Origin of the sequence: Halomonas sp. HNIBRBA4712 (genome assembly GCF_043558675.1) — a bacterium.
Lineage (GTDB): Bacteria > Pseudomonadota > Gammaproteobacteria > Pseudomonadales > Halomonadaceae > Vreelandella.
This window is the reverse complement of the sequence record NZ_JBIFXR010000001.1, coordinates 86,485-104,027: the sequence shown is the minus strand read 5'-3', so window position 1 is coordinate 104,027 and position 17,543 is coordinate 86,485. Positions and strand designations below refer to the sequence as shown.

At 60.5% G+C, this 17,543-nt stretch carries 14 protein-coding genes; all 14 read right to left on the bottom strand.

What is annotated here, in order from left to right; genetic code table 11:
* The 14 genes from rpsC to rpoB all read right to left on the bottom strand — a co-directional run bounded on the left by rpsC (nucleotide 1) and on the right by rpoB (nucleotide 17,354).
* A complete protein-coding gene (rpsC, locus tag ACGK9R_RS00520; protein ID WP_394577612.1) occupies nucleotides 1–699 on the bottom strand; it encodes a 30S ribosomal protein S3 in 699 nt (232 codons plus the stop codon).
* Between the two features lie 11 nt (nucleotides 700–710).
* A complete protein-coding gene (gene rplV, locus ACGK9R_RS00515; RefSeq protein WP_394577611.1) occupies nucleotides 711–1,043 on the bottom strand; it encodes a 50S ribosomal protein L22 in 333 nt (110 codons plus the stop codon).
* Nucleotides 1,044–1,061: 18 nt separating this feature from the next.
* On the bottom strand, nucleotides 1,062–1,337 hold the full coding sequence (gene rpsS, locus ACGK9R_RS00510) for a 30S ribosomal protein S19 (RefSeq protein WP_394577610.1): 276 nt from the start codon (nucleotides 1,335–1,337) through the stop codon (nucleotides 1,062–1,064).
* Between the two features lie 33 nt (nucleotides 1,338–1,370).
* Nucleotides 1,371–2,201, bottom strand: a complete 831-nt coding sequence (gene rplB, locus ACGK9R_RS00505; RefSeq protein ID WP_394577609.1) for a 50S ribosomal protein L2 — start codon at nucleotides 2,199–2,201, stop codon at nucleotides 1,371–1,373.
* A gap of 17 nt (nucleotides 2,202–2,218) precedes the next feature.
* On the bottom strand, nucleotides 2,219–2,515 hold the full coding sequence (rplW, locus tag ACGK9R_RS00500) for a 50S ribosomal protein L23 (RefSeq protein WP_009098989.1): 297 nt from the start codon (nucleotides 2,513–2,515) through the stop codon (nucleotides 2,219–2,221).
* A complete protein-coding gene (gene rplD, locus ACGK9R_RS00495; RefSeq protein WP_394577608.1) occupies nucleotides 2,512–3,117 on the bottom strand; it encodes a 50S ribosomal protein L4 in 606 nt (201 codons plus the stop codon). Before rplD ends, rplW begins: the two co-directional genes overlap by 4 nt.
* Before the next feature lie 15 nt (nucleotides 3,118–3,132).
* Nucleotides 3,133–3,771, bottom strand: a complete 639-nt coding sequence (rplC, locus tag ACGK9R_RS00490) for a 50S ribosomal protein L3 (protein WP_394577607.1) — start codon at nucleotides 3,769–3,771, stop codon at nucleotides 3,133–3,135.
* Between the two features lie 148 nt (nucleotides 3,772–3,919).
* Complete coding sequence (gene rpsJ, locus ACGK9R_RS00485; RefSeq protein WP_009098983.1) at nucleotides 3,920–4,231, bottom strand: 30S ribosomal protein S10; 312 nt, start codon at nucleotides 4,229–4,231, stop codon at nucleotides 3,920–3,922.
* Nucleotides 4,232–4,391: 160 nt separating this feature from the next.
* The gene (gene tuf, locus ACGK9R_RS00480) at nucleotides 4,392–5,585 is read right to left on the bottom strand and encodes an elongation factor Tu (RefSeq protein WP_394577606.1); all 1,194 of its coding nucleotides are present in this window, start codon (nucleotides 5,583–5,585) and stop codon (nucleotides 4,392–4,394) included.
* Nucleotides 5,586–5,614: 29 nt separating this feature from the next.
* A complete protein-coding gene (gene fusA, locus ACGK9R_RS00475) occupies nucleotides 5,615–7,738 on the bottom strand; it encodes an elongation factor G (protein WP_394577605.1) in 2,124 nt (707 codons plus the stop codon).
* A gap of 154 nt (nucleotides 7,739–7,892) precedes the next feature.
* Complete coding sequence (gene rpsG / locus ACGK9R_RS00470; RefSeq protein WP_394577604.1) at nucleotides 7,893–8,363, bottom strand: 30S ribosomal protein S7; 471 nt, start codon at nucleotides 8,361–8,363, stop codon at nucleotides 7,893–7,895.
* Nucleotides 8,364–8,479: 116 nt separating this feature from the next.
* Nucleotides 8,480–8,854, bottom strand: a complete 375-nt coding sequence (rpsL, locus tag ACGK9R_RS00465) for a 30S ribosomal protein S12 (protein ID WP_394577602.1) — start codon at nucleotides 8,852–8,854, stop codon at nucleotides 8,480–8,482.
* Between the two features lie 198 nt (nucleotides 8,855–9,052).
* Nucleotides 9,053–13,267, bottom strand: coding sequence for a DNA-directed RNA polymerase subunit beta' (gene rpoC / locus ACGK9R_RS00460; RefSeq protein ID WP_394577601.1), 4,215 nt, complete (start codon nucleotides 13,265–13,267; stop codon nucleotides 9,053–9,055).
* 10 nt (nucleotides 13,268–13,277) lie between these two features.
* The gene (gene rpoB, locus ACGK9R_RS00455; protein WP_394577600.1) at nucleotides 13,278–17,354 is read right to left on the bottom strand and encodes a DNA-directed RNA polymerase subunit beta; all 4,077 of its coding nucleotides are present in this window, start codon (nucleotides 17,352–17,354) and stop codon (nucleotides 13,278–13,280) included.
* Between the last annotated feature and the right edge of the window lie 189 nt (nucleotides 17,355–17,543).

The following is a 17,543-nucleotide window of genomic DNA, read 5'->3' as shown; positions in this document are numbered from 1 at the left end:
TTACCTGGAACCTTTTTTCTTGGGCGCGTTGCCGGCAGGCTGCTTGGCCTTGGCACGTACTTCCTCGATACCGCCGAGGATCTCACCCTTGAAGATCCACACTTTGACGCCGATGACGCCGTAGGTGGTGTGAGCTTCGAAGGTGGCGTAGTCGATATCCGCACGCAGGGTATGCAGCGGAACACGGCCTTCGCGGTACCATTCGGTACGTGCGATTTCAGCACCACCCAGACGACCCGACAGCTGAATCTTGATGCCGCCGGCGCCCAAACGCATGGCGTTCTGTACCGCGCGCTTCATGGCGCGACGGAACATCACGCGACGCTCGAGCTGACCTGCCACGTTCGCGGCTACCAGCTTGGCGTCGAGTTCCGGCTTGCGAACTTCTTCGATGTTCACGTGAACCGGAACGCCCATCATCTCGGTAAGATCGCGACGCAGGCGGTCGACGTCTTCACCTTTCTTGCCAATCACGATACCCGGACGGGCAGTGTGAATGGTGATGCGGGCATTGTTCGCAGGACGCTCGATATGAATATGGCTAACGGAGGCGTTTTTCAGACGCTCTTCCAGGAAGCTGCGCACTGCGAGATCGTTGTTGAGCTTATCGGCGTAAGCGCCGCGCTCGGCATACCAGACAGAAGCATGGTCCTTGACAATGCCCAGTCGGATGCCTATTGGATTGACTTTCTGACCCATCTGGTCGACTCCTACTTCTCGGCTACCTTGACGGTGATGTGGCAGGTGCGCTTCAAGATACGATCTGCGCGGCCCTTGGCGCGCGGCTTGATACGCTTGAGCGTCATGCCCTCATCGACGCAGATGGTCGAGACACGCAGCTCGTCGATGTCCATGCCGTTATTTTCTTCCGCATTCGCGATGGCGGACTGAAGCACTTTCTTGACCAGTTGGGCCGCCTTCTTCGGTGAGAAGGTCAGCAGGTCAATAGCTTCGGCGACCGGTTTACCGCGCACCTGGTCAGCCACCAAACGGGCCTTCTGGGCGGATAAACGAGCGCCACGCAGCTTAGCTGTGACTTCCATCTCTCAATCCTCTCTGGCTTACCGTTTGGCTTTCTTGTCCGCCACGTGGCCGCGATACAAGCGGGTGGCAGCAAATTCGCCCAGTTTATGACCCACCATTTCCTCGGAGACGTGCACCGGGACATGCTGGCGTCCGTTATGGACTGCGATGGTGAGACCTACCATGTTGGGCAGGATCATCGAACGACGCGACCAGGTCTTGATCGGTTTACGCTCGTTCTTCTCCACTGCAGCCTCAACTTTCTTCAAAAGATGAAGGTCAATGAAGGGACCTTTCTTAAGTGAACGTGGCACAGCCGTTACCTCTTAATGTCTTGGCAATTTCGATCAGCGCGTCTTGTTACGACGACGAACGATCAGCTTGTCGGTGCGCTTGTTCTTACGCGTCTTGTGACCCTTGGTCGGAATACCCCACGGGGAAACCGGGTGACGGCCACCGCTGGTGCGGCCTTCACCACCACCGTGCGGGTGGTCGACAGGGTTCATCGCGACACCGCGAACAGTCGGACGCACGCCTCTCCAGCGCTTCGCACCGGCCTTGCCAAGTTGACGCAGGCTGTGCTCGGAGTTGCTCACTTCACCCAGCGTCGCGCGGCACTCCGCCAGAATCTTGCGCATTTCGCCGGAGCGAAGCCGCAGAGTGGCGTAGTTGCCTTCACGGGCGACCAGCTGAGCGCTTGTACCGGCACTGCGAGCAATCTGCGCGCCCTTGCCCGGCTTCAGCTCGATCGCGTGAACGGTCGAACCCAGCGGGATGTTGCGCAGCGGCAAGGCATTGCCTTTCTTGATGGCGGCGTTGACACCGGACTCCAGCACGTCACCCGCGCTGATGCCTTTCGGTGCGATGATGTAGCGACGCTCGCCATCGGCGTACTTCAGCAGCGCGATGTGGGCGCTGCGGTTCGGATCGTGCTCGAGGCGCTCAACGGTGGCCGGAATGCCATCCTTGGTGCGCTTGAAGTCGATCAGACGGTAGTGCTGACGGTGACCACCGCCCACGTGGCGGGTGGTGATGCGACCGTAGTTGTTACGGCCACCGGACTTGGACTGTTTTTCCAAGAGCGGCGCATGAGGGCGGCCCTTGTACAGTTCCTCACCAACGATCTTGACGACGTGGCGACGACCGGCGGATGTGGGTTTGGTCTTGACGATTGCCATTATCCGTACTCCTGCCCTTATTCGGCGCCAGAGAAGTCTTCGAGCGTTTCACCCGCAGCCAGGGTCACATACGCCTTGCGGTAACCCTTGCGCAGGCCAACGCCATGAGCAGTACGCTTGGTCTTGCCCTTGACGTTCAAAACCTGAACGCCACCGACCTTCTTGCCGAACAGAGCTTCAACGGCTTTCTTGATCTCGGGCTTGGTAGCGTCACTTGCTACCTTGAAGACGTACTGGTTGCGCTCGGCGGCCATCGCGGCCTTCTCGGTCACGTGCGGACCCAGCAGAACCTTGAATACGCGTTCCTGATTCATGCCAGCTTCTCCTCGAATTTACGCAGGGCGGAGACGGTGATCAGGACCTTATCGAAGGCAACCAGGCTCACCGGATCGGCTGCCGCGACATCCACCACGCTCACGTGGGGAAGGTTACGCGCGGCCAGATAGAGCGTTTCGTCAATTTCTTCAGTGACGATCAACACTTTCTCAAGGTTGAGCTCTTTCAGCTTGGCAGCGACCTGCTTGGTCTTGGGCGCGTCGACGCTAAACTCTTCGACGGCTACCAGGCGTTCCTGGCGAACCAGCTCGGACAGGATGGAGCGCATCGCCGCGCGGTACATCTTGCGGTTAACCTTCTGGGAATGGTCCTGCGGACGTGCCGCGAAGGTTACGCCGCCACTGCGCCACAGCGGAGAGCGGATGGTGCCGGCACGTGCGCGACCGGTACCCTTCTGACGCCACGGCTTCTTGCCGCCGCCGCGCACTTCAGAACGGTTCTTTTGAGCGCGGGTACCTTGACGACCACCGGCCAGATAGGCGGTGACGACCTGGTGAACCAGCGCTTCATTGAATTCTTTGCCAAAAGTGGCGTCGGCTACTTCAACGGTACCCGTGCCTGCAGCAAGATTCAGATTCATTGGTATTTATCCTCTTCAGCCAGCTTTCACGGCGCTGCGTACGATGACGTCGCTGCCGGTAGCACCCGGAACGGCACCCTTGATCAGCAGCAGATTGCGCTCGGCGTCGACACGGACGATTTCAAGGCTTTGAACGGTGCAGCGGACGTTGCCCATCTGACCGGCCATTTTTTTGCCCTTGAATACGCGACCCGGGGTCTGACACATGCCGATGGAACCCGGCGCGCGGTGCGACAGGGAGTTACCGTGGCTGTTATCCTGGGTACGGAAGTTCCAGCGCTTAACTGCGCCCTGGAAGCCTTTACCCTTGGAGGTGCCGGTCACGTCGATCATTTGACCAGCTTCGAAGAGGGATACGGTGAGTTCGCCACCCACTTCAGGAGCTTGCTCGCCTTCTGCAAGACGGAATTCCATCAGTGAACGACCGGCCTCAACACCCGCCTTGGCAAACTGACCCGCTTGCGCTTTGGTGAGGTGCTTGGCCTTGCGAGAGCCAGTGGTAACCTGTACCGCGGCGTAGCCGTCGGACTCGACGGTTTTAACGCGCGTGACACGGTTAGGATCCACTTCAATAACGGTTACGGGCACAGATGCGCCGTCTTCGGTAAAGACACGGGTCATCCCGGCCTTTTTACCGACTAAACCGATAGTCATACTCAGTCTCCTATAGTGTACGGGGCTATCACCCGCTATGGCTGCCCTTTCCAGAGCATTCCACTAGCACATTGTGTGGCGTCTCACGACGCGGCGGCTGCTGTTCAAATGAAGGTGATGAACGCTGGGCCGCGAGTGTCTAGTGTGATTAGTCGAGCTTGATTTGCACGTCGACGCCAGCGGCGAGGTCGAGCTTCATCAGCGCATCAACGGTTTTCTCGGTCGGCTCGACGATGTCAAGCACGCGCTTGTGCGTACGAATCTCATACTGATCGCGCGCGTCCTTGTTGACGTGCGGAGAAATCAGGATGGTGTAGCGCTCGCGGTTGGTCGGCAGCGGAATCGGTCCACGAACCTGAGCACCAGTACGCTTAGCGGTCTCTACGATTTCCGCTGTGGACTGATCGATCAGGCGATGGTCGAACGCTTTCAACCGAATGCGAATCTTCTGGTTCTGCATTTGCCCTAAACTCCAATGGATGTCGACGGCGCGAGCCGTCTACCCACGCATTCAAAGGATGCGCATTATAGGCACGCCAATAGCGCGTGTCAAACATTTGCTATTGGTGCGCAGAAAAGGGGGCTCTCGCGAGCCCCCTTTTATCGATCAAGTAAATCGATTACTTGACGATCTTGGCTACGACGCCGGCACCAACGGTACGTCCGCCTTCGCGAATCGCGAAGCGCAGACCGTCATCCATGGCGATCGGAGCGATCAGGGTGACAACCATCTTGATGTTGTCGCCCGGCATAACCATTTCAACGCCTTCCGGCAGTTCACAGGTACCGGTTACGTCGGTGGTACGGAAGTAGAACTGCGGACGGTAGCCCTTGAAGAACGGCGTGTGACGACCACCTTCTTCCTTGGACAGAACGTAAACTTCGGCTTCGAACACGGTGTGCGGGTTGATGGTGCCCGGCTTGGCCAGAACCTGACCACGCTCGACGTCATCACGCTTGGTACCACGCAGAAGGGCACCAACGTTCTCACCGGCACGACCTTCGTCGAGCAGTTTACGGAACATTTCGACACCGGTAACGGTGGTCTTGGTGGTGTCCTTCATACCGACGATTTCAACTTCTTCGCCGGCTTTGACGATACCGCGCTCTACACGACCGGTTACAACGGTACCACGACCGGAGATGGAGAATACGTCTTCGATCGGCATCAGGAACGGCTGGTCGATAGCACGCTCCGGCTCCGGAATGTAGTCGTCCAGTGCCTTGATCAGGTTGGCAACGGCGGTGGTGCCCATGCCGTTCTCGTCTTCACCGTTGAGCGCCATCAGGGCAGAACCGGTGATGATCGGGGTGTCGTCGCCCGGGAAGTCGTACTCGGACAGCAGTTCGCGCACTTCCATTTCGACCAGCTCGAGCAGCTCTTCGTCGTCGACCATGTCGGCCTTGTTCAGGAACACGACGATGAACGGAACGCCAACCTGACGAGACAGCAGGATGTGCTCGCGAGTCTGCGGCATGGGGCCGTCGGCTGCAGAACATACCAGGATCGCGCCGTCCATCTGGGCGGCACCGGTGATCATGTTCTTGACGTAGTCAGCGTGTCCCGGGCAGTCAACGTGCGCGTAGTGACGCACTTCGGACTGGTACTCAACGTGAGACGTTGCGATGGTGATACCGCGCTCGCGCTCTTCCGGAGCGTTATCGATGGTATCGAATTCACGCCAGTCGCCACCGAAAACTTCGGCAGATACGCGAGTCAGGGCCGCAGTCAGAGTCGTTTTACCGTGGTCGACGTGACCGATGGTGCCGACGTTGACGTGCGGTTTGGAACGTTCGAATTTTTCCTTAGCCACTGCTATAACCTCTTTACGTTAGCTAACGGTTAACCGTTTTGGTTGATGACGGCTTCAACGACGCTATTGGGCGCCTCATCGTACTTCGCGAACTCCATGGAGTAGCTCGCACGGCCCTGGGTCTGAGAGCGAAGATCGGTTGCGTAACCGAACATCTCACCCAGCGGCACTGTTGCACGGATGACCTTGCCTGCGGAGGAGTCATCCATGCCCTGCACCAGGCCGCGACGACGGTTCAGGTCGCCCATGACGTCACCCATGAATTCCTCGGGAGTCACGACCTCGACCTTCATCACCGGCTCCAGCAGCACGGCCTTGGCCTTCCTGGCACCTTCCTTCACTGCCATGGAAGAAGCGATCTTGAACGCGGTCTCGTTGGAGTCCACGTCGTGGTAGGAGCCATCGTACAGCGTCACTTTAACGTCGATCATCGGGTAACCCGCGATGACACCGTTTTTCAGCTGCTCGTAAGCACCCTTCTCTACCGCCGGCACGTATTCCTTGGGAACCACGCCGCCCACGATTTCAGAGTTGAACTTGAAGAAGATTTCCTCTTCGCCTTCACCCTTCTCTTCGGCAGTCAGCGGCTCGATACGCAGGTAAACGTGACCGAACTGACCACGACCACCGGACTGGCGTACGAACTTGCCTTCCTGCTCGACGCTGCCGCGAATGGTTTCGCGGTAAGCGACCTGAGGCTTACCGATATTGGCTTCGACCTTGAACTCGCGACGCATGCGGTCAACGATGATATCAAGGTGCAGCTCGCCCATACCGGAAATGATGGTCTGGCCGGTTTCTTCGTCGGTCTTGACCTGGAAGGAGGGGTCTTCCTGGGCCAGCTTGCCCAGCGCCACGCCCATTTTCTCCTGGTCGGCTTTCGACTTCGGCTCGACGGCAACCGAGATAACCGGGTCCGGGAACTCCATGCGCTCAAGGATAATCTTGTTATCGATGTCGCACAGGGTATCACCGGTGGTGACGTCCTTCAGGCCGATACAAGCGGCGATGTCGCCGGCCAGTACTTCCTTGATCTCTTCACGCGAGTTGGCGTGCATCTGAACGATACGGCCCACGCGCTCTTTCTTGCTCTTGACGGAGTTGTAGACACCGTCGCCCGACTTCAGAACGCCCGAGTAGACGCGGATGAAGGTCAGGGTACCGACGAAGGGGTCGGTGGCGATCTTGAACGCCAGCGCTGCAAAGGGCTGGTTGTCGTCGGCTTCGCGGGTGGCGATGGTGCCGTCTTTATCGTCCAGCTCACCTTCGATCGCTTTTACTTCGGTCGGTGACGGCATGTACTCGATAACGCCGTCGAGAACCGCCTGTACGCCCTTGTTCTTGAACGCGGAGCCACAGGTGACCAGCACGACTTCGTTGGCGAGTGTGCGTGCACGAAGACCAGCCTTGATCTCTTCGATGGACAGGTCGCCCTCTTCGAGGTACTTGTCCATCAGCTCTTCAGAGGCTTCAGCGGCGCACTCGACCATCTCTTCGCGGTACTTCTCGGCGGTCTCCTGGAGCTCGGCCGGGATGTCCACGAGGTCGTAGTTCATGCCCAGACTCTCTTCATCCCACAGGATGGCTTTCATCTGGATCAGGTCGATAACGCCCTGGAACTCTTCTTCCGTGCCCCAGTTGATCTGGATCGGCACGGCGTTGGCGCCCAGACGCTCCTTGAGCTGGTCAACGACCATGAAGAAGTCGGCGCCGGTACGGTCCATCTTGTTGACGAACACCATGCGCGGAACTTCGTACTTGTTGGCCTGACGCCATACGGTCTCGGTCTGCGGCTGTACGCCGGAGGAGCCGCACAGTACGACGACCGCACCATCGAGAACACGCAGCGAACGCTCGACTTCGATGGTGAAGTCAACGTGCCCGGGGGTGTCGATGATGTTGATGCGGTGCTCGTCGAACTGCTTGTTCATGCCCTGCCAGAAACAGGTGGTCGCAGCCGAGGTAATGGTGATACCCCGCTCCTGCTCCTGCTCCATCCAGTCCATGGTCGCCGCGCCGTCGTGCACTTCACCCACCTTGTGGGAAAGGCCGGTGTAAAACAGTACGCGCTCGGTGGTCGTGGTTTTACCCGCGTCAACGTGAGCGACGATACCGATATTGCGATAACGCTTTAGTGGAGTCTTGCGTGCCACGGTGAAACTCCCGTTAGTTGGCGATGCATTACAATCCTGCGACTTCTTTTATGCCAGCGCCGCCATCCGGAGATAGCGGCGGGCTGCAGCAGCGACGCGAAGAGCGCGACGGCTGCAACGGGCCAAAAGAAGCCCGCACTCAGCAACGCCGAGCTTAGAAACGATAGTGAGAGAAGGCCTTGTTGGCTTCCGCCATACGGTGCACGTCTTCACGCTTCTTGACAGCGGAGCCTCGGCCTTCAGCGGCATCCAGCATCTCGCCTGCCAGGCGCTGAACCATCGTTTTCTCACCGCGGCGACGCGCAGCGTCCACCAGCCAGCGCATGGCGAGCGCCTGGCGGCGTGACGGGCGAACTTCGACCGGCACCTGATAGGTCGCACCGCCTACGCGGCGCGATTTGACTTCGACCATCGGCTGAATGGTTTCCAGCGCCTTGTCGAAGATTTCCAGCGGCTCTTCATTACTGCGCTCGGCAACCCTGTCCAACGCACCGTATACGATGCGCTCAGCTACGGACTTTTTGCCGCTGACCATCAGGTGGTTCATGAACTTCGCCAGACGATCACTTCCGAACTTCGGATCCGGCAGGATTTCGCGTTTGGCTACAACTCTTCTTCTAGGCATGATAAGCCCTCGATTAAGGATCCTTCAGGTAAACCCGGGGCTTATGGTCGCCTTCTGGCGTTGCCCGACCTTACTCTTATCAGACCAGCAAATTTCGTGGTCAAGAGACCGCGGCCTTAGGCCTTCGGCTTCTTGGTACCGTACTTGGAACGACCCTGACGACGGTTCTGAACGCCGGAGGTGTCGAGCGCGCCGCGAACGGTGTGATAGCGCACACCGGGCAAGTCTTTTACACGACCGCCGCGGATCAGAACAACGGAGTGTTCCTGCAGGTTGTGACCTTCACCACCGATGTAGGAAGAGACTTCGAACCCGTTGGTCAGGCGCACACGGCAAACCTTACGCAGGGCCGAGTTCGGCTTCTTCGGGGTGGTGGTGTAAACGCGGGTACAAACGCCGCGCTTTTGCGGGCAGGCCTGAAGCGCGGGCACGTCACTTTTGGTGACGGGGCGCTTGCGCGGCTTGCGCACTAGCTGATTAATCGTTGCCATGGTGTTTAGCTGACTCCAATGGTTGCCTTGGCCTTTCTAGCGGTGCGGGCGCACCCACCCCACTGTTAAAGGCTGCGCATTCTAAAGGCTGGCCTCGGGTTTCGTCAAGCCCCACCGGCGTGTCGCCGGTGAAACCGCGTCCCGAGGCCAGCCGCCTGGTGGCTCGCTATACCGCCTTTTCAATCACTGCCGACGCGCTTAGAGCTCGTCGTCGGTGTCGAGGGCGGTCAGCTGCGCACCCAGCTCCTGTTCGACCTCGGTGGCCGAGGGGGTGAACAGGCGCTCGACGTCCTCGCGTTTGCGACGACGCTCGGCGTGGTGGGTCAAACCGGTACCTGCCGGAATCAGACGCCCTACCACGACGTTCTCCTTCAAGCCGCGCAGATAGTCGCGCTTGCCGGTCACCGCCGCTTCGGTGAGTACCCGCGTGGTCTCCTGGAACGAGGCCGCCGAAATGAACGACTCGGTCGCGAGACTCGCCTTGGTGATACCCAGCAGCAGGCGGGTGTACTTGGCCGGGAACTTGCCTTCCTTCTCGAGGCGCTCGTTCTGCTCGAGAACGCGCACGAGTTCCGCCTGGTCGCCGGTGATGAAGTCGGAATCCCCGGAGTCGGTGATCTCGACCTTGCGCAGCATCTGACGCACGATCACTTCGATGTGCTTGTCGTTGATACCTACGCCCTGCAGACGATAAACGTCCTGCACCTCGGCGGTGATGTACTTGGCCAGCTCCGCCACGCCCAAAAGCCGCAGAATGTCGTGCGGGTTGCTCGGGCCATCGGAGATGACCTCGCCCTTCTCGACACTCTCACCTTCGAAGACCGCAATCTGACGCCACTTGGGAATCAGCGCCTCGAAGGGGTCGCCGGATTCCGGGGTGATCGTCAGACGACGCTTGCCCTTGGTCTCCTTGCCGAAGCTGATCACGCCGCTGATCTCGGCGAGGATCGCCGATTCCTTCGGCTTGCGCGCCTCGAACAGATCCGCCACGCGGGGCAGACCACCGGTGATGTCCTTGTTGCCGGACGCTTCGACCGGGATACGCGCCACGACCTCGCCCACGCCGATGGCGGAGCCATCGTCGACGGAGATGATCGCGTTACCCGGCAGCGGGTACTGGACCGGCGTGTTGGAGCCCGGTATGGAGACGTACTCGCCGGCGGCGTCCTGCAGCATGACCATCGGACGCTTGTCGCGGCCGGCCATCGGGCGCGCCGCGGACTCGATCACCTCGATGGAGGAGAGACCGGTCATCTCGTCGACGGAGCGGTGCATGGTGACACCCTCGTCGAGGTCGATGAACTGCGCCTTACCTTCCACTTCCGCGACAATCGGGTGAGTGTGCGGATCCCACTTGGCCACGGTGGCGCCGGCGTCGACGACGTCGCCGTCGCGTACCGAAAGCTCGGCGCCGTAAGGCAGCTTGTAGTACTCACGCTCGCGGCCGTGGTCGTCGGCGACCGCCAGGGCGCTGGAGCGCGACACCACGACCAGCTTGCCGTCGCTACGCTCAACGTGCTTGATGTTGTGCAGGCGCACCTTGCCGCCGTGCTTGACCTGAACGCTGTCCACCGCGGAGGAGCGCGAGGCCGCGCCGCCGATGTGGAACGTCCGCATGGTCAGCTGGGTACCCGGCTCACCGATGGACTGAGCGGCGATGACGCCCACGGACTCACCGATGTTGACCTGATGACCGCGGGCCAGATCGCGCCCGTAACAGGAGGAGCAGACGCCGTGCGCGGTGTCACAGGTAATCGTCGAGCGCACGACGATCTCGTCGACGCCCATGGTGTCGAGATCCGCGCACCACTTCTCGTCGAGCAGCGTATTGCGCGCAATCAGCACTTCCTCGGTGCTCGGGTCGACCACGTCGACCGCCACGACCCGGCCCAGCACGCGCTGGGAGAGCGGCACGATGATATCGCCGCCTTCGATGATCGGGTGCAGCGTGAGACCGTTTTCGGTGCCGCAGTCGGTCTCGGTGATGACCAGATCCTGGGCCACGTCGACCAGACGGCGGGTCAGGTAACCGGAGTTGGCGGTTTTCAGTGCCGTATCCGCCAGACCCTTACGCGCGCCGTGGGTCGAGATGAAGTACTGAAGTACGTTCAGACCTTCACGGAAGTTGGCAACGATCGGCGTCTCGATGATCGAGCCATCGGGCTTGGCCATCAGGCCGCGCATACCGGCAAGCTGACGAATCTGGGCGGCGCTACCACGCGCGCCGGAGTCGGCCATGATGAAGACGCTGTTGAACGAGTCCTGTTCGACTTCGTTGCCGTCGCGATCCACCACGGTCTCTTTCGAGATACCGGTCATCATCGCCTTGGCCACTTTATCGTTGGCCTTGGACCAGATATCGATGACCTTGTTGTACTTCTCGCCCGCGGTCACAAGACCCGAGGAGAACTGGTCTTCGATCTCTTTGACTTCCGCTTCTGCCGCCTCGACGATCTCGGTCTTGGCTTCCGGGATGACGAAGTCGTTGACGCCGATGGACGCACCGGACCAGGTCGCCAAACGGAAACCGGTGTACATCAGCTGGTCGGCGAAGATCACCGTGGGTTTGAGCCCGGAGCGGCGATACACCTCGTTGATCAGCCCGGAGATCGCCTTCTTCTTCATCGGCTTGTCGATGAGCTCAAACGGCACGCCTTCCGGCAGAATGCGGAACAGAAGCGCGCGGCCGACGGTGGTGTCATAGATGGTGCGCTTGTCGCTACGCTCACCGCTCTCTTCGTCCACCACGACCTCTTCCAGGCGCACCTTGATGCGGGCGTGCAGCGAGACGCTTTGCGTACCGAAGGCGCGCTCGACCTCGTTGAGGTTCGAGAACACCATGCCTTCACCCTTGGCGTTGATCTTCTCGCGGGTCATGTAGTAAAGACCCAGTACCACGTCCTGGGACGGTACGATGATCGGCTCGCCGTTGGCCGGTGACAGCACGTTGTTGGTGGCCATCATCAGCGCGCGGGCTTCGAGCTGGGCTTCCAGGGTCAGCGGTACGTGAACCGCCATCTGGTCACCGTCGAAGTCGGCGTTGTAGGCGGCACAAACGAGCGGGTGCAGCTGGATCGCCTTGCCTTCGATCAGAAGCGGCTCGAACGCCTGGATACCCAAGCGGTGCAGCGTCGGCGCGCGGTTCAGGAGCACCGGATGCTCGCGGATGACATCGGCGAGGATGTCCCACACTTCCGGCAGCTCACGCTCGACCATCTTCTTGGCGGCCTTGATCGTGGACGCGTGGCCCAGCGACTGAAGCTTGGAGTAGATGAACGGCTTGAACAGCTCGAGCGCCATTTTCTTCGGCAGACCGCACTGGTGCAGGCGCAGGGTCGGGCCAACGGTGATGACCGAACGGCCGGAGTAGTCGACGCGCTTACCCAGAAGGTTCTGACGGAAACGTCCCTGCTTACCCTTGATCATGTCGGCAAGCGACTTCAGCGGGCGCTTGTTGGAGCCGGTGATCGCCCGGCCGCGACGGCCGTTGTCCAGCAAAGCGTCGACCGCTTCCTGAAGCATACGCTTTTCGTTGCGCACGATGATGTCCGGCGCGTTCAGATCCAGAAGGCGCTTGAGACGGTTGTTGCGGTTGATCACGCGGCGGTACAGATCGTTGAGATCCGACGTCGCGAAGCGGCCGCCGTCCAGCGGTACCAGCGGACGCAGATCCGGCGGCAGTACCGGCAGCACTTCCATGACCATCCACGCCGGCGCATTGCCGGAGTGGTAGAACGCTTCCAGAAGCTTCAAGCGCTTGGAGAGCTTCTTGATCTTGGTTTCGGAGTTGGTCTGCGGAATCTCTTCGCGCAGCTGGTTGATCTCCTCCTCCAGATCGATGTCCTTCAGAAGCTCGCGCACGGCTTCGGCGCCCATGCGGGCGTCGAAGTCATCGCCGAACTCTTCCAGCGCTTCGAAGTACTGCTCGTCGTTCAGAAGCTGGCCACGCTCGAGGGTGGTCATGCCCGGGTCGATCACCACGAAGGACTCGAAGTAGAGCACGCGCTCGATGTCACGCAGGGTCATGTCGAGGAACATGCCGATGCGCGACGGTAGCGACTTCAGAAACCAGATGTGAGCGATCGGCGAGGCAAGCTCAATGTGGCCCATGCGCTCGCGGCGCACGGCGGCCTTGGTCACTTCGACGCCGCACTTCTCACAGATGATGCCGCGGTGCTTCATGCGCTTGTACTTGCCGCACAGGCACTCGTAATCCTTGACCGGACCAAAGATCTTGGCGCAGAACAGGCCATCACGCTCCGGCTTGAAGGTCCGGTAGTTGATGGTCTCGGGCTTTTTCACCTCGCCAAACGACCAGGAGCGAATCATGTCCGGCGACGCCAGCGTGATCTTGATCGCGTCGAACTCTTCGGACTGAGACTGCGATTTGAGTACTTTCACCAAATCTTTCATTGGACAGCTCCTAGCTCTCTAACTCGATATCGATGCCCAGCGAGCGGATTTCCTTCACCAGCACGTTGAAGGACTCCGGCATGCCTGCCTGCATGGTGTGGTCGCCATCCACGATGTTCTTGTACATCTTGGTGCGGCCCTCGACGTCGTCCGATTTGACGGTGAGCATCTCTTGTAGCGTGTACGCGGCGCCGTACGCTTCCAGCGCCCACACTTCCATTTCCCCGAAGCGCTGACCGCCGAACTGCGCCTTGCCGCCCAGCGGCTGCTGGGTGACCAGCGAGTAGGAACCGGTAGAGCGCGCGTGCATCTTGTCGTCGACCAGGTGGTTGAGCTTCAGCATGTACATGTAGCCCACGGTCACCGGACGGTCGAAGCTGTCGCCGGTACGGCCATCGTACAGCGTCATCTGGCCGGACTCGGGAATGTCGGCGAGCTTCAGCAGGTGCTTGATCTCGTGCTCCCGCGCACCGTCGAACACCGGCGTTGCCATCGGCACACCGCCCTTGAGGTTCTTCGCCAGCGCAATCACTTCGTCATCAGAAAGCGAGTCGATGTCCTCGAGGCGCGTGCCCGGGGTGTTGTACACCTGGCCAAGGAAGTCGCGGATTTCCGCCAGCTGCTGGCCGCGCGCGTCGCGAAGCATCGCGTCGATCTTCACGCCAAGCCCGCGAGCCGCCATGCCCAGGTGAGTCTCGAGAATCTGACCCACGTTCATGCGCGACGGTACACCCAGCGGGTTCAGGACCAGGTCGACCGGCTCGCCCTTCTCGTCGAAAGGCATGTCCTCGATCGGCATGATCGCCGAGATGACACCCTTGTTACCGTGACGACCGGCCATCTTGTCACCGGGCTGGATGCGACGCTTGACCGCCATGTAGACCTTGACGATCTTGAGCACGCCCGGCGCGAGATCGTCGCCCTGGGTGAGCTTGCGCTTCTTGTCCTCGAAGCGCTCGTCCATCTCCTTGCGGCGATTTTCGAGCTGCTCATCCGCCTGGGCGAGCAGTTCGTTGAACGCCTCGTCCTGCATGCGCAGCTTGAACCACTGCTGACGCGGCAGTTCCTCCAGGTAGGACTCGCTCAGCACGTCGCCTTTTTTCAGGTTCGGGCCGCCGTTGACCGCCTGGCCGTCCAGGGTGCGCTTGAGACGCTCGAAGGTCGCGTCTTCAGCGATGCGGTAGGTCTCCTGGAGATCCTTGCGCACTTCGTCGAGCTGCATCTGCTCGATCGAGAGCGCGCGGGAGTCCTTCTCGACGCCGTCGCGGGTGAAGACCTGCACGTCGATGACGGTGCCCTTCATGCCGGTCGGCGCGCGCAGCGAGGTGTCTTTCACATCGCTTGCCTTCTCACCGAAGATCGCACGCAGAAGCTTCTCTTCCGGCGTCAGCTGGGTTTCGCCCTTCGGCGTGACCTTGCCGACCAGAATGTCGCCGGGGCCGACTTCGGCACCAATGTAGACGACACCCGCCTCGTCGAGCTTGCCCAGCGCCGACTCGCCGACGTTGGGGATGTCCGAGGTGATCTCTTCCGGGCCGAGCTTGGTGTCGCGAGACACACAGGTCAGCTCCTGGATGTGGATCGTGGTGAAGCGGTCTTCCTGAACGACCCGCTCGGAGAGCAGGATGGAGTCCTCGAAGTTGTAGCCGTTCCAGGGCATGAACGCGATGCGCATGTTCTGACCGAGGGCCAGATCGCCCATGTCGACGGACGGGCCGTCGGCGAGGATGTCGCCACGCGCCACGTTGTCGCCGGGGCGCACGATCGGACGCTGGTTCATGCAGGTGTTCTGGTTCGAACGGGTGTACTTGGTCAGGTTGTAGATGTCGACCCCGGCTTCACCGCCGATGATCTCGTCTTCGTTGACCCGTACCACCACGCGACGCGCGTCGACGGAGTCGATCACGCCGCCGCGGCGCGCCACGGCGCACACGCCAGAGTCGCGCGCGACGAAGCGCTCCATGCCGGTACCGACGAGCGGCTTGTCGGCGCGCAGGGTCGGCACCGCCTGACGCTGCATGTTCGCCCCCATCAGGGCGCGGTTGGCGTCATCGTGCTCGAGGAACGGAATCAAGGCCGCGGCCACGGAAACGACCTGACGCGGCGACACGTCCATCAGCGTGACCTGTTCCGGGCGCATGAAGGTAGTTTCGCCGCGGTGGCGAACCTGCACCAGGTCGTCGGAAAGCTTGTTGGACTCGTCCACGGCGGCAGAGGCCTGGGCGATGACGTAGTCGCCCTCTTCGATCGCCGAAAGGTGGACGATGTCGTCGGTGACCTGACCCGCGTTCACCTTGCGGTACGGCGTTTCGAGGAAGCCGTAGCTGTTGGTGTGGCTGTAGGTCGCCAGCGAGTTGATCAGACCGATGTTCGGGCCTTCCGGCGTCTCGATCGGGCACAGGCGACCGTAGTGCGTGGCGTGAACGTCGCGCACCTCGAAGCCGGCGCGCTCGCGGGTCAGACCGCCCGGGCCGAGTGCGGAGACACGACGCTTGTGCGTGACTTCCGACAGCGGGTTGTTCTGGTCCATGAACTGAGAGAGCTGGCTCGAGCCGAAGAACTCCTTCACCGCCGCCGCGACCGGCTTGGCGTTGATCAAGTCCTGGGGCATCAGGCCTTCGCTTTCCGCCATGGAGAGGCGCTCTTTCACCGCGCGCTCGACGCGCACGAGACCCACGCGGAACTGGTTCTCCGCCATCTCGCCGACGCAGCGAATGCGGCGGTTGCCCAAGTGGTCGATGTCATCGACGTCGCCGAAGCCGTTACGAATGCTGATCAGCTCGCGCAGCACATCGAGGATGTCGCCACGGTCGAGCACGCCGGAGCCGGTGTCGGACTCGCGACGCAGGCGGCGGTTGAACTTCATCCGGCCGACACCGGAGAGATCGTAGCGATCTTCGGTGAAGAACAGATTGTGGAACAGCGTCTCGGCGGCTTCCTTGGTGGGCGGCTCGCCGGGGCGCATCATGCGGTAGATCTCGACGAGCGCCTCGAGCTGCGAGCCGGTGGTGTCGAGCTTCAAGGTGTCGGAGATGAACGAACCGCAGTCGAGATCGTTGGTGTAGAGCGTTTCGATGCGCGTGATGCCGCCTTCGGCCATGCGCTCGAGCACTTCCGGGGTGATCTCGGTGTTGCAGGCCACGATCAGCTCGCCGGTCTTGGCGTCGATCTGATCCTTGGCCAGGGTCTTGCCGTAGAGGTACTCCATCGGCACTTCCAGACGCTCAAGGCCCGCTTTTTCGAGCTGGCGGATGTGCTTCTGGGTGATACGACGGCCTTCCTCGACGATCATTTCACCGCTGCCATCCTTGATGTCGAAGGTGGCGGTGTCGCCGCGCAGGCGCGACGGCACGAGCTCCACGGAGAAGCCGGACTTCTCGATGTGGAACACGCTGGTTTCGAAGAACTCGCCGAGAATCTCTTCGGCGCTCATGCCGAGCGCACGCATCAGCACCGACGCCGGCAGTTTGCGGCGACGGTCGATACGCACGAAGACGTTGTCCTTCGGGTCGAACTCGAAGTCGAGCCAGGAGCCACGGTAAGGAATCACGCGGGCAGAGTACAGAAGCTTGCCCGAGGAGTGGCTCTTGCCCTTGTCGTGATCGAAGAACACACCGGGGGAGCGGTGGAGCTGGGAGACGATTACCCGCTCGGTACCGTTGATGACGAAGGTACCGTTCTCGGTCATCAGGGGGATTTCCCCCATGTAGACTTCTTGCTCTTTGATGTCTTTGATGGCTTTATTGGAAGAGTCGCGATCGTAGATGATCAGGCGCACCTTCACGCGCAGCGGTGCCGAGTAGGTCACGCCACGCAGCTGACACTCTTTTACGTCGAACGCCGGCGTACCAAAGCGGTAGCTGACATACTCGAGCGCGGCGTTGCCGGAAAAACTCTCGATTGGAAAGACGGACTTAAACGCCGCATGCAGACCGACCTCGTGACGCTCGTCAGGCGAACGGTCCTGCTGGAGAAAGTCGTAGTAGGAATCAAGCTGGATCGCCAGCAAGTAAGGCACATCCATCACTTGGGGCAGTTTGCCGAAATCCTTGCGGATGCGTTTTTTCTCAGTATATGAGTAAGCCATCTGTATTCCCCAGCTTGTTCACCATGGGTGGCCGATGCGTGGTCATCTGCCCCGCGGGCGTCTCAGACGCAGACAGCAAGCTCCTGGATGGGTAGCTCGCCGTCAAAAATTCTGATAGATAACAGTGTTATTGCGCATATCGAGGAGATCCTCCAAAGCGCTACCAAACACCGGTCTTACTGTGTTGCT